This window comes from Bacillus sp. NSP9.1 (assembly GCF_000465465.2).
In the GTDB taxonomy this organism is placed as follows: Bacteria; Bacillota; Bacilli; order Bacillales; family Bacillaceae; genus Bacillus; species Bacillus sonorensis_A.
In genome coordinates, this window is record NZ_CP048273.1 from 2,391,607 (window position 1) to 2,415,127 (window position 23,521).

Annotated in this window: 30 protein-coding genes and 1 pseudogene; 25 read left to right on the plus strand and 6 right to left on the minus strand. The window is 43.0% G+C overall.

Annotated features, from left to right (window positions below; translation table 11 throughout):
* The first annotated feature begins 1 nt into the window (after window position 1).
* Entirely contained in the window at window positions 2–1,126 is a 1,125-nt protein-coding gene (locus tag M654_RS12440; RefSeq protein ID WP_026587216.1) for a Rap family tetratricopeptide repeat protein, read from the plus strand.
* A gap of 125 nt (window positions 1,127–1,251) precedes the next feature.
* Here M654_RS12440 and M654_RS24400 read toward each other — a convergent pair whose 3' ends face one another.
* Window positions 1,252–1,686, minus strand: coding sequence for a YrvL family regulatory protein (locus M654_RS24400; protein WP_026587217.1), 435 nt, complete (start codon window positions 1,684–1,686; stop codon window positions 1,252–1,254).
* A gap of 306 nt (window positions 1,687–1,992) precedes the next feature.
* Between M654_RS24400 and M654_RS12450 the strand changes: the two genes are divergently transcribed.
* The 4 genes from M654_RS12450 to speG all read left to right on the plus strand — a co-directional run bounded on the left by M654_RS12450 (window position 1,993) and on the right by speG (window position 3,866).
* A complete protein-coding gene (locus tag M654_RS12450) occupies window positions 1,993–2,577 on the plus strand; it encodes a TetR/AcrR family transcriptional regulator (RefSeq protein WP_026587218.1) in 585 nt (194 codons plus the stop codon).
* A gap of 80 nt (window positions 2,578–2,657) precedes the next feature.
* Window positions 2,658–2,993, plus strand: a complete 336-nt coding sequence (locus M654_RS12455) for a DMT family transporter (RefSeq protein WP_026587219.1) — start codon at window positions 2,658–2,660, stop codon at window positions 2,991–2,993.
* Window positions 2,993–3,307, plus strand: coding sequence for a DMT family transporter (locus M654_RS12460; RefSeq protein WP_026587220.1), 315 nt, complete (start codon window positions 2,993–2,995; stop codon window positions 3,305–3,307). The genes M654_RS12455 and M654_RS12460 overlap by 1 nt, the downstream gene beginning before the upstream one ends.
* 28 nt (window positions 3,308–3,335) lie before the next feature.
* Window positions 3,336–3,866, plus strand: coding sequence for a spermidine N1-acetyltransferase (gene speG / locus M654_RS12465; protein WP_026587221.1), 531 nt, complete (start codon window positions 3,336–3,338; stop codon window positions 3,864–3,866).
* Window positions 3,867–3,947: 81 nt separating this feature from the next.
* On the opposite strand, the gene M654_RS12470 is transcribed toward speG, so the two are convergent.
* Together M654_RS12470 and M654_RS12475 are read right to left on the minus strand one after the other, a co-directional pair.
* The gene (locus M654_RS12470; protein WP_026587222.1) at window positions 3,948–4,304 is read right to left on the minus strand and encodes a YxeA family protein; all 357 of its coding nucleotides are present in this window, start codon (window positions 4,302–4,304) and stop codon (window positions 3,948–3,950) included.
* 207 nt (window positions 4,305–4,511) lie between these two features.
* The gene (locus tag M654_RS12475) at window positions 4,512–4,697 is read right to left on the minus strand and encodes a DUF4177 domain-containing protein (protein WP_026587223.1); all 186 of its coding nucleotides are present in this window, start codon (window positions 4,695–4,697) and stop codon (window positions 4,512–4,514) included.
* Window positions 4,698–5,004: 307 nt separating this feature from the next.
* Between M654_RS12475 and M654_RS12480 the strand changes: the two are divergent.
* From M654_RS12480 to M654_RS12500, 5 genes and pseudogenes are all read left to right on the plus strand, one after another.
* Window positions 5,005–5,876 (plus strand): annotated as a pseudogene (locus tag M654_RS12480) (manganese catalase family protein).
* 64 nt (window positions 5,877–5,940) lie between these two features.
* A complete protein-coding gene (locus M654_RS12485; RefSeq protein WP_026587224.1) occupies window positions 5,941–6,741 on the plus strand; it encodes a DUF2935 domain-containing protein in 801 nt (266 codons plus the stop codon).
* 144 nt (window positions 6,742–6,885) lie between these two features.
* Entirely contained in the window at window positions 6,886–7,380 is a 495-nt protein-coding gene (locus tag M654_RS12490) for a GNAT family N-acetyltransferase (protein WP_026587225.1), read from the plus strand.
* A gap of 14 nt (window positions 7,381–7,394) precedes the next feature.
* Window positions 7,395–7,694, plus strand: coding sequence for a hypothetical protein (locus M654_RS12495; RefSeq protein ID WP_026587226.1), 300 nt, complete (start codon window positions 7,395–7,397; stop codon window positions 7,692–7,694).
* Between the two features lie 333 nt (window positions 7,695–8,027).
* Window positions 8,028–8,633 carry a TetR/AcrR family transcriptional regulator gene (locus tag M654_RS12500; RefSeq protein WP_026587227.1) on the plus strand — a complete coding sequence of 202 codons (606 nt, stop codon included), beginning with the start codon at window positions 8,028–8,030 and terminating at the stop codon, window positions 8,631–8,633.
* Between the two features lie 159 nt (window positions 8,634–8,792).
* On the opposite strand, the gene M654_RS12505 is transcribed toward M654_RS12500, so the two are convergent.
* Complete coding sequence (locus M654_RS12505; RefSeq protein WP_051290375.1) at window positions 8,793–9,161, minus strand: P-loop NTPase family protein; 369 nt, start codon at window positions 9,159–9,161, stop codon at window positions 8,793–8,795.
* A 255-nt stretch (window positions 9,162–9,416) separates the two neighbouring features.
* Between M654_RS12505 and M654_RS23590 the strand changes: the two genes are divergently transcribed.
* The 6 genes from M654_RS23590 to M654_RS12530 all read left to right on the plus strand — a co-directional run bounded on the left by M654_RS23590 (window position 9,417) and on the right by M654_RS12530 (window position 15,911).
* Window positions 9,417–9,557 (plus strand): hypothetical protein, encoded by a 141-nt coding sequence (locus tag M654_RS23590; protein WP_179115722.1) that lies wholly within the window; start codon window positions 9,417–9,419, stop codon window positions 9,555–9,557.
* Entirely contained in the window at window positions 9,550–10,383 is an 834-nt protein-coding gene (locus M654_RS12510) for a prohibitin family protein (protein WP_026587228.1), read from the plus strand. Before M654_RS23590 ends, M654_RS12510 begins: the two co-directional genes overlap by 8 nt.
* A gap of 468 nt (window positions 10,384–10,851) precedes the next feature.
* Entirely contained in the window at window positions 10,852–11,610 is a 759-nt protein-coding gene (locus tag M654_RS12515; RefSeq protein ID WP_026587229.1) for a hypothetical protein, read from the plus strand.
* A 76-nt stretch (window positions 11,611–11,686) separates the two neighbouring features.
* On the plus strand, window positions 11,687–12,526 hold the full coding sequence (locus M654_RS12520) for a thymidylate synthase (protein ID WP_026587230.1): 840 nt from the start codon (window positions 11,687–11,689) through the stop codon (window positions 12,524–12,526).
* 41 nt (window positions 12,527–12,567) lie between these two features.
* Window positions 12,568–13,260, plus strand: coding sequence for a hypothetical protein (locus M654_RS12525; protein WP_026587231.1), 693 nt, complete (start codon window positions 12,568–12,570; stop codon window positions 13,258–13,260).
* Between the two features lie 206 nt (window positions 13,261–13,466).
* Window positions 13,467–15,911 (plus strand): peptidase G2 autoproteolytic cleavage domain-containing protein, encoded by a 2,445-nt coding sequence (locus M654_RS12530; protein WP_026587232.1) that lies wholly within the window; start codon window positions 13,467–13,469, stop codon window positions 15,909–15,911.
* 231 nt (window positions 15,912–16,142) lie between these two features.
* On the opposite strand, the gene lexA is transcribed toward M654_RS12530, so the two are convergent.
* Complete coding sequence (lexA, locus tag M654_RS12535; protein WP_026587233.1) at window positions 16,143–16,766, minus strand: transcriptional repressor LexA; 624 nt, start codon at window positions 16,764–16,766, stop codon at window positions 16,143–16,145.
* Between the two features lie 155 nt (window positions 16,767–16,921).
* Here lexA and yneA point away from each other — a divergent pair, with 155 nt between their 5' ends.
* The 6 genes from yneA (at window position 16,922) to M654_RS12565 (ending at window position 21,287) form a co-directional block, all read left to right on the plus strand.
* Window positions 16,922–17,233: a cell division suppressor protein YneA gene (gene yneA / locus M654_RS12540; RefSeq protein ID WP_026587234.1), complete on the plus strand. Its 312-nt coding sequence runs from the start codon at window positions 16,922–16,924 to the stop codon at window positions 17,231–17,233.
* A gap of 19 nt (window positions 17,234–17,252) precedes the next feature.
* Window positions 17,253–17,942: a YneB family resolvase-like protein gene (locus tag M654_RS12545; RefSeq protein WP_051290376.1), complete on the plus strand. Its 690-nt coding sequence runs from the start codon at window positions 17,253–17,255 to the stop codon at window positions 17,940–17,942.
* Between the two features lie 16 nt (window positions 17,943–17,958).
* Entirely contained in the window at window positions 17,959–18,192 is a 234-nt protein-coding gene (locus M654_RS12550; protein WP_026587235.1) for a DUF896 domain-containing protein, read from the plus strand.
* A gap of 166 nt (window positions 18,193–18,358) precedes the next feature.
* On the plus strand, window positions 18,359–20,362 hold the full coding sequence (gene tkt / locus M654_RS12555; RefSeq protein ID WP_026587236.1) for a transketolase: 2,004 nt from the start codon (window positions 18,359–18,361) through the stop codon (window positions 20,360–20,362).
* A 180-nt stretch (window positions 20,363–20,542) separates the two neighbouring features.
* Entirely contained in the window at window positions 20,543–20,983 is a 441-nt protein-coding gene (sirA, locus tag M654_RS12560; RefSeq protein WP_026587237.1) for a sporulation inhibitor of replication protein SirA, read from the plus strand.
* 85 nt (window positions 20,984–21,068) lie between these two features.
* On the plus strand, window positions 21,069–21,287 hold the full coding sequence (locus M654_RS12565; RefSeq protein WP_026587238.1) for a YneF family protein: 219 nt from the start codon (window positions 21,069–21,071) through the stop codon (window positions 21,285–21,287).
* 80 nt (window positions 21,288–21,367) lie between these two features.
* On the opposite strand, the gene M654_RS12570 is transcribed toward M654_RS12565, so the two are convergent.
* Window positions 21,368–21,535 (minus strand): aspartyl-phosphate phosphatase Spo0E family protein, encoded by a 168-nt coding sequence (locus M654_RS12570; protein WP_026587239.1) that lies wholly within the window; start codon window positions 21,533–21,535, stop codon window positions 21,368–21,370.
* 242 nt (window positions 21,536–21,777) lie between these two features.
* Here M654_RS12570 and M654_RS12575 point away from each other — a divergent pair, with 242 nt between their 5' ends.
* From M654_RS12575 to M654_RS12585, 3 genes are all read left to right on the plus strand, one after another.
* The gene (locus tag M654_RS12575) at window positions 21,778–22,485 is read left to right on the plus strand and encodes a cytochrome c biogenesis protein CcdA (protein WP_026587240.1); all 708 of its coding nucleotides are present in this window, start codon (window positions 21,778–21,780) and stop codon (window positions 22,483–22,485) included.
* Window positions 22,486–22,568: 83 nt separating this feature from the next.
* Window positions 22,569–22,934: a response regulator gene (locus M654_RS12580; protein WP_026587241.1), complete on the plus strand. Its 366-nt coding sequence runs from the start codon at window positions 22,569–22,571 to the stop codon at window positions 22,932–22,934.
* An 83-nt stretch (window positions 22,935–23,017) separates the two neighbouring features.
* Window positions 23,018–23,512 (plus strand): CcdC family protein, encoded by a 495-nt coding sequence (locus M654_RS12585; RefSeq protein ID WP_142246118.1) that lies wholly within the window; start codon window positions 23,018–23,020, stop codon window positions 23,510–23,512.
* Window positions 23,513–23,521: the final 9 nt, after the last annotated feature.

Consider the following 23,521-nt stretch of genomic DNA (forward strand, 5'->3'; position numbering starts at 1 on the left):
TTTGGATAATGAAAGTGTAATACCATACGATCTAGTTGCAATAAAAATGAATTTTTGGTATAAGACATTAAAACAAAATTGGCCGCATGAAGCTGAAGAAACAAAAAAGGAAATTGAAAAATTGATAGATCAAATGGAACAAAATCAAGAGGTTCTTATTTATTACTCTTTACTAGAGTTCCGACATAGACTGCAATTTGATTATTTAAGATCAGGAGCTGAAGGTGACCTGGACAGCCGTTATAAAAAGTTTAGGGAAATTAGAACGACCAATGATTTAGAAGGGATGCTTGAATATTATTATCATTTCTTTGCTGGCATGTACCACTTTCGACAAAAAGAATTATTACATGCATTAACTTACTATAAGAACGCCGAATTTCAGCTTCGTTCTATGGAATGTGATGAAGTGGAGAAAGCGGAGTTTTATTTCAAAGTGTCTGAAGTATATTACCATATGAAACAAACGATACTTTCAATGAATTATGCCAGTAAAGCATATAACATATACAAACATTATCCTACTTATGGCGAGCGGATTATTCAATGCCAGTTCATATTAGCTGGTAACTGTCTGGACCAGATGTGCCCAGAAAAAGCAATGCCCTTCTTCAATAAAGCATTAAATGAGGCCCGGCAAATAAGTGCTGCCCATCTAATAGGGTCTTCACTTTTAAACATTGGACTTTGCTATGATCAATTAGGAGAATTCGAAACATCAAAAGATTATTTTCAAAATGCGATAGGATTGTATAAAGAGGAAAATCACAGTTATTTGCCGAAAGCAATCTTCAATCTTGCATACGTTAAAGCAAAATTAAAAGAATATTCATCGGCTTATAATTTATATCTTGAAGGAACAGAACTAGCAGAAAAGAATAAGGATATAGATATGTTGTCAAAGCTGAACATGGTTAAGGGACTCTATTTTTTAAACGATTTAGATATGGTTAGAGAATCCTTCAAGTTCTTTAAAGAAACGGGAAAGTATGCAGATTTGGAGGAATACGGTTTAATTGCAGCTCAATTTCTGGAAGCGAAGGATCAAGTTCATGATGCTTTAGAATTTTATCGAGCAACTATTGATGCAAAAAGACAAATTCAAAGAGGTGTGCTTTTACATTAAAATTATGGTGTGAAATTCTCAACTATACATAAACTAACGACGACATCCCCTGTGGGCGGAAAAGGCAAGCAGTATTTGATGTCAGGTAAATGTGAAGGAGAGGGGATTCACTCCTTCATTTTTTGCTATTTGCGGCTTTTTGAATTTGTTTCATCAAACACAACTTCAATAACAGCAATAAAAGCCGCCGCTATGAAAAGAGTGTTTGAAGGTATGAAAATACTGGTCATAAGTTGATCGACGATACGAAAGGTGACCAGGTTCATGAGAAAGTCGATCATAAACTTCAAAAATAAATATATCTTTCTGTTTTCGAAAGTCAGAAAGGACATCGTGTTTAAGACTTTTCCAATGAACTCAAAGATCCCGCCGATCAAAAAACAACCCAACATAAAAAGCAGGATGGATGTATGTGATTCATATGATACGGCAAAGAGTTTAAAAAACCCCGTGATGAGAAAGAAAATGAAAAAAGCAATAAGCGCCAGCGCGATCAAAAGCATGAGGCCGATTCCTGTGAGTACACTAAATTTTCTAAAGAGCCATTCTCCCTTCCTCATTGTTCAAGTGCTGCTCCCTTCTTCAATAAGCGTTTCATGAGGCCGCCGCTTTTTTCTTCCCGTTGGTCCATTGAACGGTAGGCAAGACAAAGAAAAGCGGCAATTGGCCCAAGATAAATAAACAAACGAGCGCAAGTTTGCAATGTTGCTGTTATATAAAGTATATAGGACAGCAATTTCCATGTCAGCGAATGTTTCGGATTTTAAAGGAATGTTAAGCTGAAAGAGAGATCGGCACCGTTGACATAAATGCATCGATCCGTTAAAATGACTGATAGTCATTCATTTTCAAGGAGGCCTTTATTTATGCCTAAACAAACTTCAGGGAAATATGAAAAAATTTTGCATGCGGCCATTGAAGTCATTTCTGAAAAAGGGCTTGATAAGGCTTCCATTTCAGATATTGTGAAAAGAGCCGGGACGGCGCAAGGCACTTTTTATTTGTATTTTTCCTCGAAAAATGCGTTAATTCCTGCGATAGCAGAGAATCTTTTAACACATACACTGAATGAAATCAAAGGCAAAATGGACGGAACAGAGCCCTTTTGGACGGTCATGAAAATTCTGATCGATGAGACATTCAACATTACTAGCCTTCATAAGGATATTATTGTGCTTTGTTACTCAGGGCTTGCCATCGACCACTCCATGGAAAAATGGGAAGCCATTTATCAGCCGTATTATTCCTGGCTGGAGGGAATCATTGAAAAAGCCGCGGAAAACAATGAAATTATTCGCGATATCAATGTAAGATGGACGGCCAGAACGATTATCAATTTTGTTGAAAATACAGCTGAACGTTACTATATCGGCGCTGAAAAAGAAGAGGATATCGAAGTGTTCAAGAAGGAAATTTTCACATTTCTGAAAAGAAGCTTAAGCGTCAGGTGAAAAATGACTGGCCTATGCCGTTCATTTTTTATCGCCACAAAAATGACTGACATTCATTCATAATAGGAAGGATGCTGCATATGTATTGGCTGTTTGTTTTGATTGCAGGCTTTTTGGAAGTGGTGTGGGCCACGGCGCTTAAAGGTGCAGAGACATTGTTAGATTGGACGGTCATCTTTATATTGATCGCTGTCAGTTTTATTTTGCTTATTCGTTCTTACCGGAAAATTCCGATGGCGTCTGCTTACACTGTATTTGTCGGTATCGGAACCGTCGGAACTTATGTTACTGGAATTGTTTTGGGGGAACCCTTTTCAGGAGGCCAAATTTTCTTTTTAACCGTGCTCTTAGCCGGAATTATCGGCATGAAGCTTTTCACAAAAGAACGTGAGACACATTCAAGAGGTGAACATTGATGGCATGGTTTTTGCTTGTCGTTTCAGGAATTGAAGAAATGATCGCTGCCATTGCGATGAAATATGTGGACGGCACGAAAAAGAAGTGGCCGATCATTGTGATGGTTGTTGGATTTGCTTTGTCATTTTACTGCCTTTCAAAAGCAATGCAGGTTCTCTCCGCCGGAGTCGCGTATGCAGTCTGGACCGGGATAGGGATCATCGGCATAACGGCCGTCAGCTTTTTTTGGTTTAAAGATCGCTTTCAACTCCCGCAGCTGATATCCCTTTTCCTGATCATTGTCGGAGTTGTCGGCCTGCGTCTTACATCTTAATATTTGATTTACATTGGAGGATGTTTACATGTCGAATCAGCTTAAATTGCGTCCGTTGGAAAGAGAAGATTTGCCATTTGTCCACCGTCTCAACAACGATGCAAAAATCATGTCCTATTGGTTTGAAGAGCCTTACGAAACGTTTGTGGAATTGCAGGATTTATTTGATAAACACATTCACGATCAAAGTGAACGTCGATTTATTGTTGAAAAAGAGACAGAGATGATCGGATTGGTTGAGTTGGTGGAAATTGATTATATTCACCGCAGGGCCGAGTTTCAAATTATTATTGATCCGGCGCATCAAGGCAATGGCTATTCGTCAATCGCGACTTATCTGGCCATGAACTACGCGTTTTCCGTATTGAATTTGCATAAGCTTTATTTAATTGTCGATGAAGATAATCAAAAAGCCATTCATCTATATAAAAAAGCCGGTTTTTCCATCGAGAGCGAGCTTCAGGATGAATTTTTCGTCGACGGTTTTTACCATAACGCCATCAGAATGTGTATTTTTCAGAAGGAATTTTTAAAAATCAAACAGGATGGAACAAAATAAAAACAGCACAGCCCTTGTGCTAAAGAAGCGGCGGTGAAATGCGCGGACGTCCTGTCCGGCCGCCGCCGTCATTTCTGCCGTTCATTTTTTTACATCCAATCGCTCATTCGCCAAATCCGGGATGTCCTCTTTGTCAACTTCTTCCCAGGATGTTACGCCCTTTTTCTTGGAATCGTATACGCGCAAAAATGCGCCTTTCTTGAGATTTTTGTCTGCGGTAAACGTCATTGTTTTTTCCTTGCCTTCTTCGTCAAAGCCGGCTAATTGATAGTTGAATATTCGATATTCCTTGCCATCATCCGCCTTTGAAATCTCCTCTTTTCCATCACCTGCAATCTGGACATAATATTGGTCTGTTCCCAGACGATTCAGGTTGCAGCCTGTCAATACGGCAGCAAATGCGATCATGAGACTGATCAATGCGAAATGTCGTTTCATGTTGTTCACCTCTTTTTTGTTCTGTCCTGATTGTAAGCTTCTTTCTTGAAAGAAAAAATTGAATCATATAACAAGAACATTACACTTTTGTAAGGTTTTATGTGGACTTTTATCGTATGGAGGAAACCGGCTGCGCGGGGTTTTTATTTATGAAGACCCTGATGATAGGAGGATCATTTAAAAAAGGGGCAGAGCCCCTTTTTGCCGTCATGCATCTCTTTCAAAGATCAACTCAAAATAAGATGCAATTCCATATCCTGAAGTCGCAGGAGCGAAGATTTGCACAAATCGCCACCCTTCCCGGGCGTACTCTCGGATGACTTCCCGGTAATCTTCCTTTGGTTTCTTATTAAATGAGCTCAATTCAATTTTGACAAATTGATATTCTTTCATGCTAACGAAGCCTCCTTTTCATGTTTATACGCATGAAGAAGCGAAAAGGTTTCCGCATGGAAAATGAAGAAGGATAGACTAATCAATAAGCATGAACCGAAATAAAGGAGCCGGTTTTGATGTGGCTGCCATCTGCCGTTCCTGCACCTGTATTGATTTAAAGTCTCCCAAGCATATAAGGGGGAACAAGTCATACAGAAAGCCGGTTCAATTACCTGGATTGCCAGCTATATGTTGGTTCTGTTTTCCGCAAGACAAACACCTATTTTCTTTCCGGTCATTTGGTAATGCAGGAAAGGGTGGTTTTATGTTTTTTCATATAAAAGAATTGCAGTACCGGGCAAAACCGGAAAAGCCTGATGCTTTATGAAAAAGCTGCAGGAAATATTGGGCGGGCAGTTTGGCGAAATCTCCGTTGCCTTGCAGTATCTTTTTCAGGGCTGGAATGTCCGGGGAAACGGCAAGTACAAAGACCTGTTGATGGATACTGGGGCGGAAGAGCTGGCCCATATTGAAATGCTGGCGACCATGATTGCACGCTTGCTGGATGGAGCGCCTGTCGGCGATCTCGAAAAAGCGGCAAAAGATCCGGTTATAGGGGCCATTCTTGGAGGGATGAATCCGCAGCACGCGATTGTATCGGGACTCGGGGCTATGCCTTCGGATAGTGTGGGGAACCGTTGGACCGCCGATTATATTATTGCCAGCGGCAATTTGCTTGCTGACTTTCGGGCAAATTTAAATGCTGAGTCACAAGGCCGTCTTCAGGCAGTCCGGCTTTATGAAACAACAACAGATCGCGGTGTCAAAGATATGCTGTCTTGGCTGATCGCAAGGGATACGATGCATCAAAATCAATGGATTGCGGCGATTAAGGAGCTGGAGGCGAAAGAAAATGTCGTCGTGCCAAGCACCTTCCCGAGGAAACTTGAAAAAAGAGAAGTGTCCCATGTCTTATTTAACTTCTCAAGAGGAAATGAAAGTGCGGCTGGCAGATGGGCACATGGAACGAGCATGGATGGCGAAGGGGTCTTTCAGTATGTTGAGAAGCCGCAGCCGCTCGCGAAAAAACCGGTGTTAAGCCCTGCTCCTCCTTATATCCATGATACACCGCCTTCAGTCATTCAAAACCATCGGGAGTCCAAACCTGTACTGACGCTTTTGTTCCATGCCTCCTGAATCATATTTCGGACTGAAAGCGAATAGCCATGTTAAAGAATGGTTATGAAAGGGAGGCGCAAATTTGAAAACATATCGGGAAACGGCGGTCTTTGAACACAAATTTTGGCTGCAAGTGATGGGGGATCACGCCCGTTTTATCTTGGATTCTTTGGCTGAAAAAGAAAGGGAAGACATACAGAAAGCGAAGCGGTTTAAGCAAATATTTGACGTTTTGCTGAAAAAAGTGAATACATCGGCTGATTTATATTCCTTAACATTGGAGGCGGAGGAATACGTCCTTCAGTTTAGAAAATTTAAACTGTCCATTATTAAACGGCATATTACAAGCGATATTAAAATCCATCTTTCCCCGACTTTTATCAACCATATGGTGAACGAGCTTGAAGAATATCTTCTGATCATCAAATATTTGAAAAAGCGGGAGACGCCGCCCGTTTTCCATGAATTGCACCACCATATGCTATGGCTGATGGATGCAGCCGGGCATGCTGGAGCGATCGCTGATGAGCTTGATGCGGTTGAAAAACGGCTGAAAGAAAAAAGCAGGGGATTTGTCAAGCATTTTGAACAGTTTTACCTTAAATCTGTGGAATTGACAGGTTATCTTAGAGCAAATGTGGAATCCTTTCCGGCTCTTAGAAGAATGAACAAAGATGTCAAGCTTGAAATCGAATTATTCCGCACCTTTTTAAATGAAATCGAAGAATTGGAATTGACAGAGCAGATGCTCGGCACTTTCTCAGCGCTTATGGCAGATCATATGATGAGGGAAGAATGCTATTATTTAATGAAAATCGCCGAATCGACAAATACGCAAAAGCCTGCATGCGACCCGGCAAAGCCAAGGCTGCAAGAAAAGTAAAACCATCGGTTTTGCTTTATTTTTTGTCCTTAAAACAAACCATTTCTTTGAAGCTGGAAAACAGCGGCGTTTTTTTGTTATCATATTCAGAATACATAGAGCATTCGAGAGCTTACGGTGATTTTGCAAGAAAAGAGGGGTTTTATGGAAATTAGAAAAATCAATATATCAGATGCAGAACAATTTCTAAAGCTGTGTCAAACTTTAGATGAAGAATCCGAATTCATGATGTATGAACCAGGGGAGCGGCTGACAACAATAGAGCGCCAAAGGGAACAGATCAGATCCATGTTGGCCGGTTCATCTCAGATCTTAGTTGCGAGTGCAGGCGGAAGCTTGATCGGCCACATTACGGCAGTCAGAGGACAAGCTAACCGGACACGGCACCGCGCCCATATTGTCATCGGAATCCGCAAAGCTTATAGAGGACAGGGGATAGGCACGCACCTGTTTCTGGCTTTGGAGAAATGGGCCTGTGAAGAAAAACTGCACAGGCTTGAGCTGACTGTTATGAGCCATAACCAAACTGCCGTGAAATTATATCAAAAAATCGGCTTTAGCATAGAAGGAACGAGAAAGCATGCGATGATGGTCAATGGTACATATGTTGACGAATATTTCATGGTCAAACTGATCTAAAAGAGGTGAAACATATGAAGGACGGAAACGGTGAGATGATGTCCGCTGTCAGCTTTTATAAAACCGAGCGCACGATCGATTTCAATCAACAGCATTATACGAAAAGACGGTATGAGATGTATTTATATCATGACAAGATTTTAGCGGACAAGCGTCAATTTTCTTTGGACAATGTTCACGATGTATCATTCAGGCCTTTTTCCGATGCGGGACTGCTTTACCTCCATACAAACCAAGGGGTTTTCGCATTTGAAGTAGAGGCTGATCCGGCGCATTTTATCAAAAGTTATAAAAAACTGAAAAAATCCAATTAAATAAATTCAATATATATGAAGTTTTTAGCAGTAAATGCTAGAATGTATGTTGGACATTTTGCGTAAAGGAAGGTACATACATATCAAAGCAGAAATTTACATAACGTTTGACCTTGTTGAATTCTTGATCGTTACCGGCCTTATGTCACTTGGCGCGATTTGCTTGTCACTGCTATGCTTGTGAGAGAGCCAACCTTTTTGTTGGCGGATTCTTATTGAAGGGTTTAAGCGCCTTTTCCAATTTTCTTTAACATGTAATAGTCCTTGGCGTTTCAAATTTTCTAAATACATACCGATCCATTTTAATGAGAGAAGAGAGGACAGGACAGCTTAATGAAAAAGAACACACAGAATACGATTCAAAAAATCGTAGACGCCGGATATCATCTGTTTGCCCAAAATGGATATTCGGCCACCTCTGTAGACGAAATCATGAGAAAAGCCGGATATTCCAAAGCTACATTTTACCTATACTTCAAATCCAAGGAGATGCTGTTTCTCCATATTATGAATGAACAGATGGAAGAGCGGTTTCAAACGAGCATAAAATGTTTTCGAAAGAAGAATTTAAGTGGACTGCTGACAGGTATCGAACATCTGATTCAAACATCAAATAAAGAGCACTCGACAGCTCTGTTTTTGGAGTTCATGGCAAATAGTCACAGATACCCTGAAATTCAGAGGAAAGTGGCCTTGCTTTATGATAGGTGGAGAGAGTTTTTTGTCATTTTGATTGAACAGCTCCAAGATGAAGGAATCGTTCAAAACGAGCTTCACCCAAGAGTCATGGCGACGACCTTGATTTCGATCTTTAATGGATATAATCACCAGCATTTTGCAGATCCCTCGATTAATAAACAAGAACAGCTTCAATCCATCATTTTTTTGCTCAATCCGAAAATCTATTCCAAAATCAAACACAAAATCATCAGTACATAATCATGTAAAAAGCTGCCGGCCGACCGGCAGCTCCCCAATTTTTTTCGCGTACTTATACAAGGCGCGCTTCCGATTCTGCCCGTTTTATTTCAGCTAATGTCTCTTCAGGAGTCAAATCAGATGAGTCGATCCAAAGCCCTGTTCTTGGATTTTCATTTTTCAGGATATCAAAGAGAGGTTCGTTTTGCTTCGCTTTTTTTCTCTCTCTGCCATCGCCGCAGAGTTCGGATTCAGTGTAATCAAATAAAGAGGCTTCTCCGTAAACCTTTTAAGAAAGGGATGGACCGCTTTTCCCAAATAGATGGTTCTGCAAGACAACGCGAATCCCGCTCTGTCATACATTTCTGCAACATTTGCCGCGATATCGTAGCGGAGCTGCAGTTGTTCTTCTGCACCTGTCGCGTCATCGGGAGACATGTCGATGTTTCCTTTTACAATCATCTTTCGAAATAGATCACCCCGCACCTGCACACTTTCTTCAAATGGCTCGGACAACATCTGAGCAATCGTCGATTTTCCAGAGGCCATGAGTGTCCTATCAGAATATAAATTCCTTTTTTTAACGACTTATCACTTCCTTTTGGTATAAGAACCCTCCTAACGCCGTATGAGTTTATATTGAACCCTTTAATCTTGAGTGTTCTTCTCTCGGCTGCCGTCGAATTTCTTCCAAAATCATGATTTCCCCAGAAAAATGAAACTTTAAGTTCATATGAACGTAAACATTAGTGAAATGATTTTTAAGTCATACTGAATCTTCAACACATAAGGAGGCAGGAACAAGTGAAAGTGATGATCGGCTCCATCATACTTCTATTGATTATCGGGTTTGGAGTATGGCTGATGTTAAGCCCGCTTTTTAAAAAAGTCGGCAGCGGAGCAAGCAAAATCAAGAAAACGCTGGAGGATGATCAAGATGAATGAGCAACAAACAAAAAAAGGCAGAAACAAAACACTGCTTGGCGGAATTATTGTCGCCGCCGCTTTAATCGTAGGGGGATTCACAGCTTCCCTGTTCATAGAAAAAATCCCGAACGGCTATGTCGGTGTCGTCTATTCGCCAAATGGCGGCGTAAAATCGGAAACGCTTGATCAGGGCTGGCACTTGGTCGGTCTGTTTGATAAAGTCACAAGATATCCGGTTCGGATGCAGACTGTAAACAATCAAGATATTCAAGTGGCCACCTCTGACGGAAAAAACATCTCAATGGATATCGCCTACAACTATGTCGTTCAGCCTGATAAAGTCGTAGAGTTGTTTAATAAATTCGGAGCGGTTGAGATTGAATCGATTGAAAACAGCTATCTGAAAACGAGATTATGGGATGCTGCAAGAAAATCGATTTCCAAATATTCCGTTATAGACACTTACGGTCAAAAGTCATCGGAGGCGGCTGCAGAAGTGCAAAAAGCCTTTGCCGATGATATGAAGAAGCTCGGCTTTGTGATAGATGACTTGACCCTGGGAGTTCCGAAACCGGATAAAGCCACACAGGAAGCGATCGACGCGCGCGTGAAGTCCTCGCAGGAACTGGAACGAAAACAGACAGAACTTAAAATCGCCGAAGCGGAAGCGAAAAAGAAAAAGATCGAAGCTGAAGGGATTGCCGAATACAACGAAATCATCAAAAAGTCTATGTCAGATCAAATGATCAAATATCAATGGATTCAAAAATGGGACGGAAAAATGCCAAAAGCTACGGGATCCAATTCATTTATACAGCTGCCGATCGACGAAGACCAGAAATAAACATATCACTTAAAAACTCCCTTAGCATTAAGGGGGTTTTTAAGCGAATCCCCCTTTCAGAAGGGTGACAAAACATTCAGTACTCTAAAGTAAATATCAACAAGAGAAGGTCAAAAACAGCAGAGATTGATTCCTGAGGAAACGATTGAAGAAATCAAAAAAACGAACCAGCTTGATATCCAGCTGTATCATCAGGCAAAAGCACGTTTTGAGGAACGGTTAAAATCTTTGAACAACGTTTTTTTAAAAAACTAGATTTACCGGATGACGTCCATTCAATCCTAAAATCGACATGCATCATATCAGCCAGGTGTCCCGGACTTCATATTTATGGAAAATTCCCCTCGTACGGCATTCGGAGATTTGCCAAAAAGAAGGAGTCTCCGGTGTTGCCGAGTATCATGATTAATGAATGCCAGATGATTCAAATCTATCAGAAAGATGAATGCACGCAAGAAAAGGAGGAAGATCATGTTTGCACCGGACGAGATCCTTTCTGTATGGAGAAAGTTTGACGAATTCCCGATGGAAACGTTGACAAAGGCTTGGTTTTACGACCAAGCTGGTGATCGGAAGCAGCGCGACATATCCTTAATGCAAGAGCATCATCAACAATACGGCATTTCAGGCAATTGTTTTGATCTTGCGATTTGGCTGCTGGCCGAATTGAAAAAAGCCGGGGTTGAGGCCTATCCGATTGGCCATCATTTCAAAACAGACAGGGCGCATGCGGCAGTGATCGCACTTGATGAGAGGGGAAGACGATTTTTATGTGATTTAGGCGACCAATGGTTGAATCCGATTTTAATAGATTCAGGCTGTGAAGACTATACAGAGGAAAAGCTGAGCGGTTTTTTTCCGGCCGCAAAAGTTCAGGTCAAGCCGTCGCAACACCAAATCGAAATCACTTACCATCGGCCGAATGGTAAAATCGTGACACAAGCCTACGATCCTGAGCCGGTCGACGAAAACATATTTTTAGAGGCGGCTGAATATTCACAGCGCAGATTGAAGCCTGAGCCGCTGGTGGAATGCCGGGTTCCCTATCAAAATGAAACGGCGCACTGGGAATTCAGCGGATGGAGCAGTCATCTGAGCACAAGCAATGGATTGGATCAGGAATCAAAGCCGAAATCGATTGAAGGCTGGGCTGACAAAATCCAGCAAATGACCGGCTATGACAAACATGTTTTGCTCAGTGCATTGACGACTTATCAATCCCGATAAAGAAATATCTTCTCTTATCTATTGAAAAAAACTCGTTTTATACATATCATTTGGAAAGAGGATAGGAGAGGATATGATGAGCCACTGCGATCAACAATACAACGCTATTATTCAAAAAATTATTGAATCCGGGATTTCAGATGAAGAGTATCGCGTCCGGACGAAATGGGAGTCAGACGGTACAGCTGCTCATACTTTGAGCATCATGAGCGAAAAAATGCGCTTTGATAATTCTGAAGTGCCGATTTTAACAACCAAAAAAGTAGCATGGAAGACAGCGATTAAAGAGCTGCTTTGGATTTGGCAGCTGAAATCGAACGATGTTCAGGTTCTTCAGAACATGGGTGTTCACATTTGGGACCAATGGAAGCTTAAAGACGGAACGATCGGTTCAGCATACGGCTATCAGCTGGCAAAGAAAAACAGAACGATCAACGGCGAAAAAGTCGATCAGGTTGACTACCTGCTTCATCAATTAAAGCATAACCCGGCTTCCCGCAGGCATATTACAATGCTGTGGAATCCCGATGACTTGGATGAGATGGCGCTGACGCCTTGCGTTTATGAAACGCAATGGTATGTCAAGGAAGGAAAACTGTCTTTGGAAGTAAGGGCGAGAAGCAATGATATGGCATTGGGCAATCCGTTCAATGTGTTTCAATATAATGTGCTGCAGCGCATGATCGCCCAAGTTCTTGGCTATGAACTGGGCGAATATATCTTCAATATCGGAGATTGCCATATCTACACCCGCCACATCGACAATTTGAACATTCAGATGTCGCGGGAGCAGTATGAGGCGCCGAAGCTTTGGATCAATCCGGAAATTAAAGATTTTTATGATTTCACGATCGACGATTTTCAATTGATTGATTATCAGCACGGAGACAAGCTCACATTTGAAGTAGCAGTATAAAAACAGGCGGAAAATCCGCCTGTTTTTCTTAAAAAGGGGGAATCGAACCGGTGAAAAAGTTGGCCTGTCTTCATGCCCACCACTCAAATATTGGATATATTGAACGTGTGTTTTCTCAATATGAAATAGAGCTTATTCACTTTGTCGATCCCGGCTTGATGCATGAATTAACGGCAGAATCAACCTTTAATGCCGGACAAAAAGCAAAAGAGCAAATAGAATGGATGGCACGCTGCAGCCCAGGGGCGATCTTGATCACCTGCACAAATTATATTGCGGTTTTACAGAAAGCGGAACTTTCCATTTCCGTGCCGGTCATTTACATTGATGAACCATTTTTTGAACAGATCTGTCAAACCGAGAAGCGGCAATTGATGCTTTTTTCTAATCCTGCAACTGTTGAAAGTACAATGGAGCGTCTGAAAGAATATGCGCGTCAACGACAAAAATCCCCGAATGTAGAGTGTATGATCCTTAAACATACTTTCGATCTCATCATGCGTGGATATAAGGAAATGTACGATGCCGAGATTGAGAAACATATAAAGCGAATCGCAAATACCGAAAACAGGCTGCTCTCCGTTGCTCAGTTATCCATGGTTGATGCAGCTGAAGCAGCGGAAAGTTCATCATCTGAAATGATCATCAATCCGCTCGAACCGCTAGAGCGCCATGTGGCAGCTTTGCTGCAATTAGAGAGGCGGCACTTGATCGCAGAAAATACAAAGCTATAATAAGCCGGCTTTAAAAGGATGGAGGGATCGGAAATACTGATCATCCGTCCTTTTTTTGCAGGGGTTAGAAGGATTACAGTGATGTATATCCAATTTATAACATAGATGTAAAATGGATGATTTGGCCGCTCCGTTTTCGAAATTTGAGACAGGCCTTCCCATCCGCATTTCAACGCCCATATTAAAAAGAAAGAGGTGTCCTTAGAATGGTTCATTCACAAAAACCTTCTGATGTGTCTCTAAATGCCGAATTGAGATCCACCGCTAAAGGTCAATTTTTAAAGCATCAAAACCGTTTGACGGAAATCGAGCAACTGAAAGCAAGGATGCAAAATCTCATTCAGCATGTCGAAACCTCTCAAAGCGTTGAGGTGACAGATGCAAGGGTGACGGCCGAAGGAGAGGCGGCCTCACTGTTGAAGGAGCGGCTTGATAAGGAGTATCACAAATTGCTTGGCAAAATCACTCGCGAAGTGAATGTTGCAGATTTCGGGGCTGTTCCTGATGGAAGGGATAATACTGAAGCTTTCCGCAATGCGATCGGAAATGGACGAGTTAAAGTGAACATTCCGGCGGGCGAATATTTTGTTCAAGGAATCAAGCTTCCGTCTTGGACATATCTTGTCGGACAAGGCAAAGGCGTCACTGTCATTAAACTTCATGAGGATACCCCGGCACATGAGTGGGTCATCACGAATGACGATTATGAAAATGGAAACCGTCATATTTTTGTCCAGGGAATGACTTTAGACTGGAATCCTGACAGACAATGCGGGGTGAGAAATCCTGGAGGGCAGTTTTCCAGCTGTTTAACGTTTGCAAAAGTCGAATTTGGCTGGATCAAAGATATTGAAGCCGTCAATGCAGGTCTCCACGGAATTGATATTACATCCCCGACATATGATCATTTGCCTGATACAGACTGGACAAAAGACGGCTCCAAATATATTTGGATTGATAACTGTGTCGCATATGGCGCCGGCGATGACGGCATCACTACGCATTACAGCGAATACATCTTTATTTCAAACTGCTATTCTGCAGCCCCTCGCGGCACAGAGCACGCCGAAGGCATGGCCAACTCCAACGGTATCGAGATTGATGATGGGTCAAAGCATGTCTGGCTTTTAAACAACGTGACAAGCGGAAACATTCGCGGGGTAGAAGTGAAAGCCCATGAAATGTGGCCGGCTTCTCAAAATGTCCATATTATCGGCCATATATCCTACCGGGATGTCCGCGCGTTTGACCTTCGGCATATCGGCCACCACCAGGCATCAGATCCGGAAAGCACCACAGCATACGATGTAACGCTTATTGATTGTACAGCGGTCGAGCCAGTCTTCAATTCTCTGTATGAGAGTGTGACCCCAAGAGCACTCGTTGTTTCAGCCTATAAAAATGTTTATATAAGCGGATTCACAGCGATCGGAAATCCGGATTACGACTATGGCGGCTATCCTGTAGTAGCATTGCAGTACCGAAGTCAAAACATTACGATCAATGGGATTAAGATTCGCGGATTTAAAAAGGCCGGCATCGATATTCGTTTATTGGGAGGGGCAAATCAAACCGATCATATCAAAATATCAAACTTTGATTTTTATCATTCAGCTCCAATCGGAATATCGATCGGAGGCGGACTCTATAACGTGAATATTATGAACGGAACCATGATAACAGAAGGCGGGACAGCAGGGATCCAGTCTCCGAATAGTCAGGCTGTCATCATCGGCGTTTTGGCGGAAGGGTACAGCGCCGCTGCATCCATTAAAGGTCAAACCTACCAGCAGATGCCCGTCAATTTAAAGGGCGGAGCCCAGATTGCAACCACCTCCGGTTTTGCATTTAATCAAACAAGCGCCGTTATTGCCGGAACCGGGGATATTACGGCAAAAGGTGAAAGAAATGCGGTCATCGGAGCTTCGGGCGGTTCCAGCACAGAGGGCTCCCGCGCATTTGTCACAGCTTCAAACAACTCTCATATTACAGGCAACGGCGTATCCAGAACGATACTTTCATCAGAAAGCATTACACTTGAAGAGCCGTACACTGTGGCCGGAGGTCACCAGTCAATCAAATGGCTCCTTGACTCCCGTTATGGAAATGGAGCATTTGCGGGGGCGGTAACCTCTTCATTAACCGGCTATGGAGAGTATTTTGAGAGTGAAAGCGGGCAGTTGATCGATACAGGCACCATCGTCACTTTAAAAGGAGAAAAAATAGCCCCTGCCCAAAGCGGAAATGATTTGCTGGGGGTTGTGTCAGAAACGACAGCTTTTGTTTCTGGGGCATCCAGCTTTGTCTGGCAGCGCCGCTATTTGACAAATGAGTTCGGCGGATTGATTGATGAAGAGGTAACCGATCATGAGACAGGGGAGCTGATTCGCCTCCCGAAACAAAATCCGGACTATAACGAGTCTTTGGAAGGGAGCTATCTGTCACGCGATGTCAGAGATGAATGGCATGTCGTCGGGCTTTTGGGCAGACAGTATGTACGTATTGACGGCACAGTGCGGCAAGGAGATTATTTAGGAGCGATTGACGGCATAGGGACAAAAGCAACTGAAGGTTCTTGGAAGGTGATCAAAATAACTTCTCCGTACACTCCTGAAAAAGGATACGGAATCGCTCTCGCCTTGATCAAATAGCGGGCGCCATAAAAACGGTCAGGAGAAAAACATTTTAAACATGAAGATGCATGAAAGTTTCCTGTGTGCAAAAATTTTGTTGACTATCAATAAATCATCATAGATAATGGACTTGTAAGCATATTATGAATTCCTCTTTTTCAGGTTCGCCCCCCAAAACAGCGGGAAGGGATGAACCTGATTTTTTTTGATATCAAAAAGGCCGCCGGTAAACCGGCAGCCGCTGCATCATTAGTGAACGGTTCTGAAGACGCCGATCACTTTTCCGAGAATGGTCACATTTTGCAGAATGATAGGCTCCATCGTGGGATTTTCAGGCTGCAGGCGGATGTGAGTCTTTTCTTTGAAAAACCGCTTGACGGTCGCTTCATCTTCTTCGGTCATGGCCACGACGATATCCCCGTTGTTGGCTGTGTTCTGCTGTTTGACAATCACATAGTCTTTATCAAGTATTCCCGCATCAATCATGCTTTCCCCCATGATCTCAAGCATGAAAACATGCTCGTCCGGCGGTGCCAGGCGGTCGGGAAGGGGAAAGTACTCCTCGATATTTTCCACAGCTGTAATCGGCGTCCCGGCTGTCACCTTTCCAATAACGGGAACGTTGACCACCTGGTTTTGCGGAATGTGAATGTCTTCTTCGGTATCCAGTATTTCGATGGCTCTCGGCTTTGTCGGGTCTCTTCTGATCAGTCCCTTTGTTTCAAGCCTTGCCAAGTGGCCGTGTACGGTTGAACTTGATGCAAGGCCGACCGCTTCGCCGATTTCCCTGACGGAAGGCGGGTAACCTTTGCGTTTCACTTCTTCCTTAATGAAACGCAAAATATCAAGTTGTCTTTTTGATAGCTTCGTCATGTTCTGCACCTCAAAACGTCGATTTTAGGTAGATTATAGCATGTTTTACCTCCAAGTACAAACATAGGTTCGAAAAAACGTTTGACAGAAACGTGTGTTCGTATGTATACTGAAAACACAAAAAGCGAACAAATATTCTGTTTGGGGTGATGGATTTGAAAAGGGAATCGTTGGTTTTCGTCGGTCTGCTTACTGCTGTGATCAGCTGCTGTATTCTGTTTTTGTCTCTTGCCGGGAAAATGGAGGAAAACAAGCAATATGTTAAAATAGAGGTGCAGGAAGGCGATACGTTATGGGAGCTTGCCGATCGCATCGAAGGCGGGAAAAACGCTGATAAACAAAAGTTCATTGAGTGGGTTGCCGACAAAAACGGCCTTTCGACGTCCGTCATCAGGCCGGGCGACGTTTTGATCCTTCCGGTAACCAAGCAGCACTCCCACCGGTATCAGCTTGCAGTCGTAGAATAATAAGGATGAGGGGATTTCTATGAACGCGATTATATACACCAGGGTGAGCACGTCAAAAGAGCAGCAGGAAACCTCCTTAAAACGGCAGGAAGAGGAGCTTGCAGCGCTTGCCACCGAACACGGCATGACCGTTGTAAAGGTCATTTCAGAACAGGCGAGCGGATATGAGATGGACCGCGACGGCGTATTCGAACTGCTGGAAGAACTCAAAAGCTCAAGAGTAGATGCGGTCTTAATCCAGGATGACACAAGGCTTGGCAGGGGAAATGCAAAAATTGCCCTCCTTCACTGCTTATATAAAGAAGGCGTTCAAATTTATACGCTTGCTCACAGGGGCCGGCTGGAACTTTCCGAGGCGGACTCGATGGTGTTGGAAATTGTCAGCATCGTTGAGGAATATCAGCGGAAAATACATAACCTGAAAATTAAAAGAGGCATGAAAAAGGCGGTCGAAAACGGCTACCGTCCGGAAAGAAATTTGAAAAACCGGCATGAGGGAAGCGGAAGAGAACGGATCGAAGCACCGCTTTCGGAAATCATCCGGCTCAGGGAAAACAAGCTGACGTTTGCAGAGATTGCAGCCGTGCTGAGAGGCTTCGGCTACAGCATTTCAAAGGCAACAGTGCACCGCCGCTATCAGGAGTATAAAGAGGGACAGGTTCATTTGTTGTCAAATGGAAGCGAATTTAGTAGTATGAATGAGAAATAAACCAAAGGAGCATGTTATGATTTCCAAAGAAAAAATAGCCAGGATTAATGAGCTTGCGAAAAAATCAAAAACCGGCTCTTTAACAGACAAAGAAAAAGCGGAACAGCAGAAGCTCCGCCAGGAATACCTGCAAGGTGTCCGCGCTTCTATGAAAAACACGCTGAAAAATGTAACCATTGTTGACCCGGAAGGCAACGATGTGACGCCGGAAAAACTCAAACAAGAAAAAAACAAGCGCGGGCTCCATTAATTTTAGGGAATACGTCAATATCGTATTCCTTTTTTGTATATACTACTGTTGTTTAAAATAACTGCAAATCATCATTTTTCAGCCGTCTTTTGAGACGAAATGGTTGTGAAAACTGATGGGTAGATTTATGATAAGGAAGTAGAGTACATACAGGAAGGGGATTAAAATGAAAACGATTGAATCAAAATCTGTCGCAACGATCCGGACTCTATCCATAGATGCGATTGAAAAAGCAAAATCCGGCCACCCGGGCATGCCAATGGGTACAGCTCCGATGGCTTATACGCTTTGGACAAAAATGATGAACGTGAACCCGGAAAACCCAAATTGGTTTAACAGAGACCGGTTTGTGTTATCTGCCGGACACGGTTCAATGCTGCTTTACAGCATGCTGCATTTAAGCGGATATGACGTATCAATGGAAGATCTGAAGAATTTCCGCCAATGGGGAAGCAAAACTCCCGGACATCCTGAATTCGGTCATACTCCAGGGGTCGACGCGACGACAGGGCCGCTTGGCCAAGGAATCGCAATGGCTGTCGGTATGGCGCTTGCAGAACGCCATCTTGCGGAAACCTACAACCGTAACGAATATCGTGTCGTTGACCATTATACATACAGTATTTGCGGTGACGGAGATTTAATGGAAGGAATTTCCTCAGAAGCGGCTTCACTTGCCGGACATCTGAAGCTTGGCCGTTTAATCGTTCTTTATGATTCCAACGATATTTCTCTTGACGGAGATCTGGACCGTTCCTTCTCTGAAAATGTGAAACAGCGCTTTGAAGCGATGAAATGGGAAGTGCTGTATGTTGAGGACGGGAATAACATTGAAGAAATTACAGCTGCGATCGAAAAAGCAAAGCAGAATGTAGATCAGCCGACACTAATTGAAGTCAAAACAACGATCGGTTACGGTTCTCCAAACCGGGCTGGAACTTCCGGTGTTCACGGCGCTCCTCTCGGTGCAGAAGAAGCCGGTCTGACAAAAGAAGCATATAAGTGGACATATGAAGAGGATTTCTACGTTCCTTCCGAAGTCTACGATCATTTTAAAGAAACGGTCAAGGAAGCCGGCAAACGCAAAGAACAGGAATGGAACGAGCTGTTCGCCGCATACAAGAAAGCCCATCCGGATCTTGCAGAACAGCTTGAACTGGCAATGAAAGGAGAGCTTCCTGCAGGTTGGGATAAGGAAGTTCCCGTTTATGAGAAAGGAAGCAGCCTGGCTTCACGCGCATCTTCCGGCGAAGTCCTGAACGGAATCGCCAAAAAAGTGCCATATTTCTTTGGCGGATCAGCTGATTTGGCCGGTTCCAATAAGACGACGATCAAAGACGGCGGAGACTTTTCTGCGAAAGACTATGCCGGCAGAAACATCTGGTTCGGAGTCCGCGAATTTGCGATGGGAGCGGCTTTAAACGGAATGGCTCTTCACGGCGGCCTTCGCGTATTTGGCGGCACATTCTTCGTCTTTTCTGACTATTTGAGACCTGCGATCCGTCTTGCAGCCTTAATGGGGCTTCCGGTCACATATGTGTTTACACATGACAGCATCGCAGTGGGAGAAGACGGACCGACACATGAGCCGATTGAACAGCTCGCATCGCTGCGCGCCCTTCCAAACCTGTCTGTCATCAGACCTGCCGACGGAAATGAAACGGCTGCCGCTTGGAAACTTGCCCTTCAATCGACAAACCAGCCGACAGCGCTTGTACTGACGCGCCAAAACTTGCCGACAATTGACCAGTCTGCTGAGGCGGCGTATGAAGGTGTTGAAAAAGGTGCATACGTCGTGTCCAAGAGCCAAAGCGAAAAGCCGGCCGCGCTTCTTCTCGCAAGCGGATCAGAGGTCGGACTTGCGATCGACGCACAGAGTGAACTCGCGAAAGAAGGCATTGACGTATCAGTCGTCAGCGTTCCGTCTTGGGACCGCTTTGAAAAGCAGCCGGCCGAATATAAAAACGCCGTCCTGCCTTCAGATGTGACGAAGCGCCTTGCCATTGAAATGGGTTCACCGCTGGGATGGGACAGATATACAGGAACAGAAGGCGACATTCTCGCAATCGACCAATTTGGCGCCTCCGCTCCTGGAGAAAAAATTATGAAAGAATACGGCTTTACAGCTGAGAATGTAGCTGCCCGTGTGAAAAAGCTTTTAAATCAATAAAGATGTCATAGGATTTTATCAACAATCTAAGAGAATGATCTTTGAATCATTCTCTTTTTTTCGTTTCGACAAAATTAGTCGCTTCTTTTATCACCATCAGACAATTATTTCTATTCCCCTTTTGTATAATTGAAAGCATACATTCATCAGAATCGATATCCTAAGGGGGATGAGACAGTGATGGAACGTCATTATTATACGTATCTGATAGAAGAGGAATTTGCCAGTCATTATTTTGGAAGAGAATCTGTCATGTTCAAGCTTTTTTACGATTACCATTGGACAAGCCCCGAAAACAAAAAGTCTCAATTAGCGGCCAGACAAATCGAATATATTACGAAGCCGATTCCGGTTGCCCATATACACAACAGGCTGAAAACGAACCTGAACCGTGAGGATTACACACAGGTAGACTGCATATACAGATTATACGTTCCAAAGGGAAGCGCTTCTTTCATTATCAAAGACCGCTATATCGAAATTTTAGCAAACGGGCAATTTGATGCGGAAACCGTCTTCTTTGAAGTCTTGCGGAAGGTAAGTCCTTGTTTTCTTGCGATGGACTTCGGCATGGAGCGGTACGGCTGGCTGAACCCTGTGAAAGAAAGAAATTTTGTATAAAAAAAAGAATTTAGAGTGTAAATGTTGTATAATAGCGTTTGGTTTAGTACACTTTATTACGAGACAACATGAAGGAGGAAATTAAATGGATTTATGGGTTGTCATCCTAGTGGGCATTTTGGCATTGCTCGCAGGTGTTGCACTCGGATTTTTTATTGCTCGTAAATATATGATGAACTATCTGAAAAAAAATCCGCCAATTAATGAACAAATGTTACGCATGATGATGATGCAGATGGGAATGAAACCATCCCAAAAGAAAATCAACCAAATGATGAAAGCCATGGAAAATCAAACGAAATAATACGAATGCGATTATGACATAGAAGGAACATGGTTATAAATAAAAAACCCGTTTTCTGGGTTTTTTATTTTGATTTATGATTATTGTGTGCTGCCGCCGAGAGATCGTTTTTGATATTCCAAGAGAAGGATGTCCAGCTGCTGGCTGTGCTGTAACGTGACATGGGAGGTCATGCCGTTTGTCATGACGATTTTCACCAGCTCTTTTCTTTTTTCCTCAATTTCATGAAGCAGGTTCTCTTTCATCACAGGAATTTATCCTTTCTTCTGTAAAAATCATCTTTTTGTTGCCTACTAAATGCTATTATATCCATATATAGGTTTCTTTTCAATTGTGAAGGTGATAAGGGGAAATTGTCAAAATTGATTATATAAAGAAATTCGGGAAACCAACACTTTTTTTGGTGATATGTAAGGAAATTGAAATTCCATTGTCATAACCGATGATTTTTCTTCATATCATCCCAAAAAATAGAAGGGAGAAAGAGAGAATGACGGATATTAATTATATTCTGGCTTTCGGCGCCGGATTTCTATCTTTTATTTCACCCTGTTGTCTTCCGCTGTATCCGGCTTTTTTATCCTACATTACAGGCGTCAGTATGAGTGAAATCAATTCGGACAGACTGCTGCTTCAAAAGAGAAGCCTGCTGCACACGGTTTTTTTCCTGATCGGCTTTTCGATTATCTTTATCGCCTTAGGCTACAGCACATCGCTGATCGGCACGTTTTTTAAGGATTACCACAATCTCATCAGACAGCTCGGAGCGATCTTCATTATCTTTTTCGGGTTTGTCACTTTAGGTGTTTTCAAACCCGAATTTCTAATGAAGGAAAGGCGCCTCCAATTGAAAAGCCGGCCGGGCGGTTTGCTCGGGTCTGTCGGGATCGGAATGGCGTTTGCTGCAGGCTGGACGCCGTGCACCGGGCCGATTTTAGCGGCGGTCATTGCACTGGCGGGGACCAATCCGATGTCCGCTGTCCCGTATATGCTGCTGTATGCGCTTGGGTTCAGCCTGCCGTTTCTGCTGCTGTCTTTTTTCATTTCCAAGATGAAATGGTTCCGGAAACATCAGCTGCTGATCATGAAAATCGGCGGCGCTGTCATGATTGTAGTCGGCATCCTCCTGTTCTTTGACTGGATGACGAAGATCATTATCGTTCTATCAGGGCTGTTTGGTGATTTCAAAGGTTTTTAAAAACTTTTGATCTGCTCTGTTCAGTTTTTTGTTAAAATAGAACTTATTCACAGCTAAATTGAATCGTGATGTTGGAGGGGAGTATGGCAAGGGTTTTAATTGTTGATGATGCAAAATTTATGAGAGATAAATTGAGGGAAATACTTGAAACGGAGAATGTTCAAGTCGCAGGGGAAGCCGAGAATGGTGAAGAGGCCGTCTCCTTATATCAAAAGCTGAAACCGGATTTGGTGATCATGGATATTACAATGCCAGTGAAAAACGGGATAGAGGCTTTAAAGGAAATGATTGCGGCCGATCCAAAGGTGAAGGTCATCATGTGCACGGCTATGCGCCAGCAGCGGATCGTCGTCGAGGCAATTGAAGCCGGAGCCAAAGACTTTATCGTCAAGCCATTTGAAGAAACCAAGGTGGTTGAAGCGGTTCGGATCGTTCTCGGAAACGCATAAACAGAAGCAAAAACCCGGAAGAATGGTTTTTTTCTCCGTTTTAGAGTATAGTAACATATAGAGAAAATTCGCTGAATAAAGGGATGATACGTATGATGATTATCATTTCATCTATACTTGCCGTTGTGATGGCCGTCATTGTCATGGCTGTCAGAATTAAGTCATCGGAAAAACCGGCTACGGCAAAAAAAATTATACTGCCGCCGATCTTTATGAGCACCGGCGCCTTAATGTTTCTATTTCCGGCGTTCCATGTGACTGGAGCAGAATTTTTAGAAGCGATTACGGTCGGAATGATCTTTTCCATTTTCTTGATTAAAACATCAAAATTTGAAATTAAAGATGATAAAATTTACATTAAACGTTCGAAATCTTTTGTGTTTATTTTAATCGCTCTTCTCATCATTCGCATCGTGATGAAGAGTATATTGAGCACAACGATTGATTATGGAGCTTTGAGCGGAATGTTTTGGATTCTGGCTTTTGGAATGATTGTTCCTTGGCGAATCGCCATGTATCTCTCTTTCAGAAAGCTTTCCAATCAGCTTGATGCGTCAAATCATATTCAGGTGAATTAAAACAAAACC

What these genes read in the sequence shown, in the direction of transcription:
- M654_RS24400 (WP_026587217.1), bottom strand. Translation starts at nt 1,686, where the DNA reads ATGAGGAAGGGAGAATGGCTCTTTAGAAAATTTAGTGTACTCACAGGA.
- M654_RS12450 (WP_026587218.1), top strand. Translation starts at nt 1,993, where the DNA reads ATGCCTAAACAAACTTCAGGGAAATATGAAAAAATTTTGCATGCGGCC.
- M654_RS12455 (WP_026587219.1), top strand. Translation starts at nt 2,658, where the DNA reads ATGTATTGGCTGTTTGTTTTGATTGCAGGCTTTTTGGAAGTGGTGTGG.
- M654_RS12460 (WP_026587220.1), top strand. Translation starts at nt 2,993, where the DNA reads ATGGCATGGTTTTTGCTTGTCGTTTCAGGAATTGAAGAAATGATCGCT.
- speG (WP_026587221.1), top strand. Translation starts at nt 3,336, where the DNA reads ATGTCGAATCAGCTTAAATTGCGTCCGTTGGAAAGAGAAGATTTGCCA.
- M654_RS12470 (WP_026587222.1), bottom strand. Translation starts at nt 4,304, where the DNA reads ATGAAACGACATTTCGCATTGATCAGTCTCATGATCGCATTTGCTGCC.
- M654_RS12475 (WP_026587223.1), bottom strand. Translation starts at nt 4,697, where the DNA reads ATGAAAGAATATCAATTTGTCAAAATTGAATTGAGCTCATTTAATAAG.
- M654_RS12490 (WP_026587225.1), top strand. Translation starts at nt 6,886, where the DNA reads ATGGAAATTAGAAAAATCAATATATCAGATGCAGAACAATTTCTAAAG.
- M654_RS12495 (WP_026587226.1), top strand. Translation starts at nt 7,395, where the DNA reads ATGAAGGACGGAAACGGTGAGATGATGTCCGCTGTCAGCTTTTATAAA.
- M654_RS12500 (WP_026587227.1), top strand. Translation starts at nt 8,028, where the DNA reads ATGAAAAAGAACACACAGAATACGATTCAAAAAATCGTAGACGCCGGA.
- M654_RS12505 (WP_051290375.1), bottom strand. Translation starts at nt 9,161, where the DNA reads ATGGCCTCTGGAAAATCGACGATTGCTCAGATGTTGTCCGAGCCATTT.
- M654_RS12510 (WP_026587228.1), top strand. Translation starts at nt 9,550, where the DNA reads ATGAATGAGCAACAAACAAAAAAAGGCAGAAACAAAACACTGCTTGGC.
- M654_RS12520 (WP_026587230.1), top strand. Translation starts at nt 11,687, where the DNA reads ATGAGCCACTGCGATCAACAATACAACGCTATTATTCAAAAAATTATT.
- M654_RS12530 (WP_026587232.1), top strand. Translation starts at nt 13,467, where the DNA reads ATGGTTCATTCACAAAAACCTTCTGATGTGTCTCTAAATGCCGAATTG.
- lexA (WP_026587233.1), bottom strand. Translation starts at nt 16,766, where the DNA reads ATGACGAAGCTATCAAAAAGACAACTTGATATTTTGCGTTTCATTAAG.
- M654_RS12545 (WP_051290376.1), top strand. Translation starts at nt 17,253, where the DNA reads ATGAACGCGATTATATACACCAGGGTGAGCACGTCAAAAGAGCAGCAG.
- M654_RS12550 (WP_026587235.1), top strand. Translation starts at nt 17,959, where the DNA reads ATGATTTCCAAAGAAAAAATAGCCAGGATTAATGAGCTTGCGAAAAAA.
- tkt (WP_026587236.1), top strand. Translation starts at nt 18,359, where the DNA reads ATGAAAACGATTGAATCAAAATCTGTCGCAACGATCCGGACTCTATCC.
- sirA (WP_026587237.1), top strand. Translation starts at nt 20,543, where the DNA reads ATGGAACGTCATTATTATACGTATCTGATAGAAGAGGAATTTGCCAGT.
- M654_RS12565 (WP_026587238.1), top strand. Translation starts at nt 21,069, where the DNA reads ATGGATTTATGGGTTGTCATCCTAGTGGGCATTTTGGCATTGCTCGCA.
- M654_RS12575 (WP_026587240.1), top strand. Translation starts at nt 21,778, where the DNA reads ATGACGGATATTAATTATATTCTGGCTTTCGGCGCCGGATTTCTATCT.
- M654_RS12580 (WP_026587241.1), top strand. Translation starts at nt 22,569, where the DNA reads ATGGCAAGGGTTTTAATTGTTGATGATGCAAAATTTATGAGAGATAAA.
- M654_RS12585 (WP_142246118.1), top strand. Translation starts at nt 23,018, where the DNA reads ATGATACGTATGATGATTATCATTTCATCTATACTTGCCGTTGTGATG.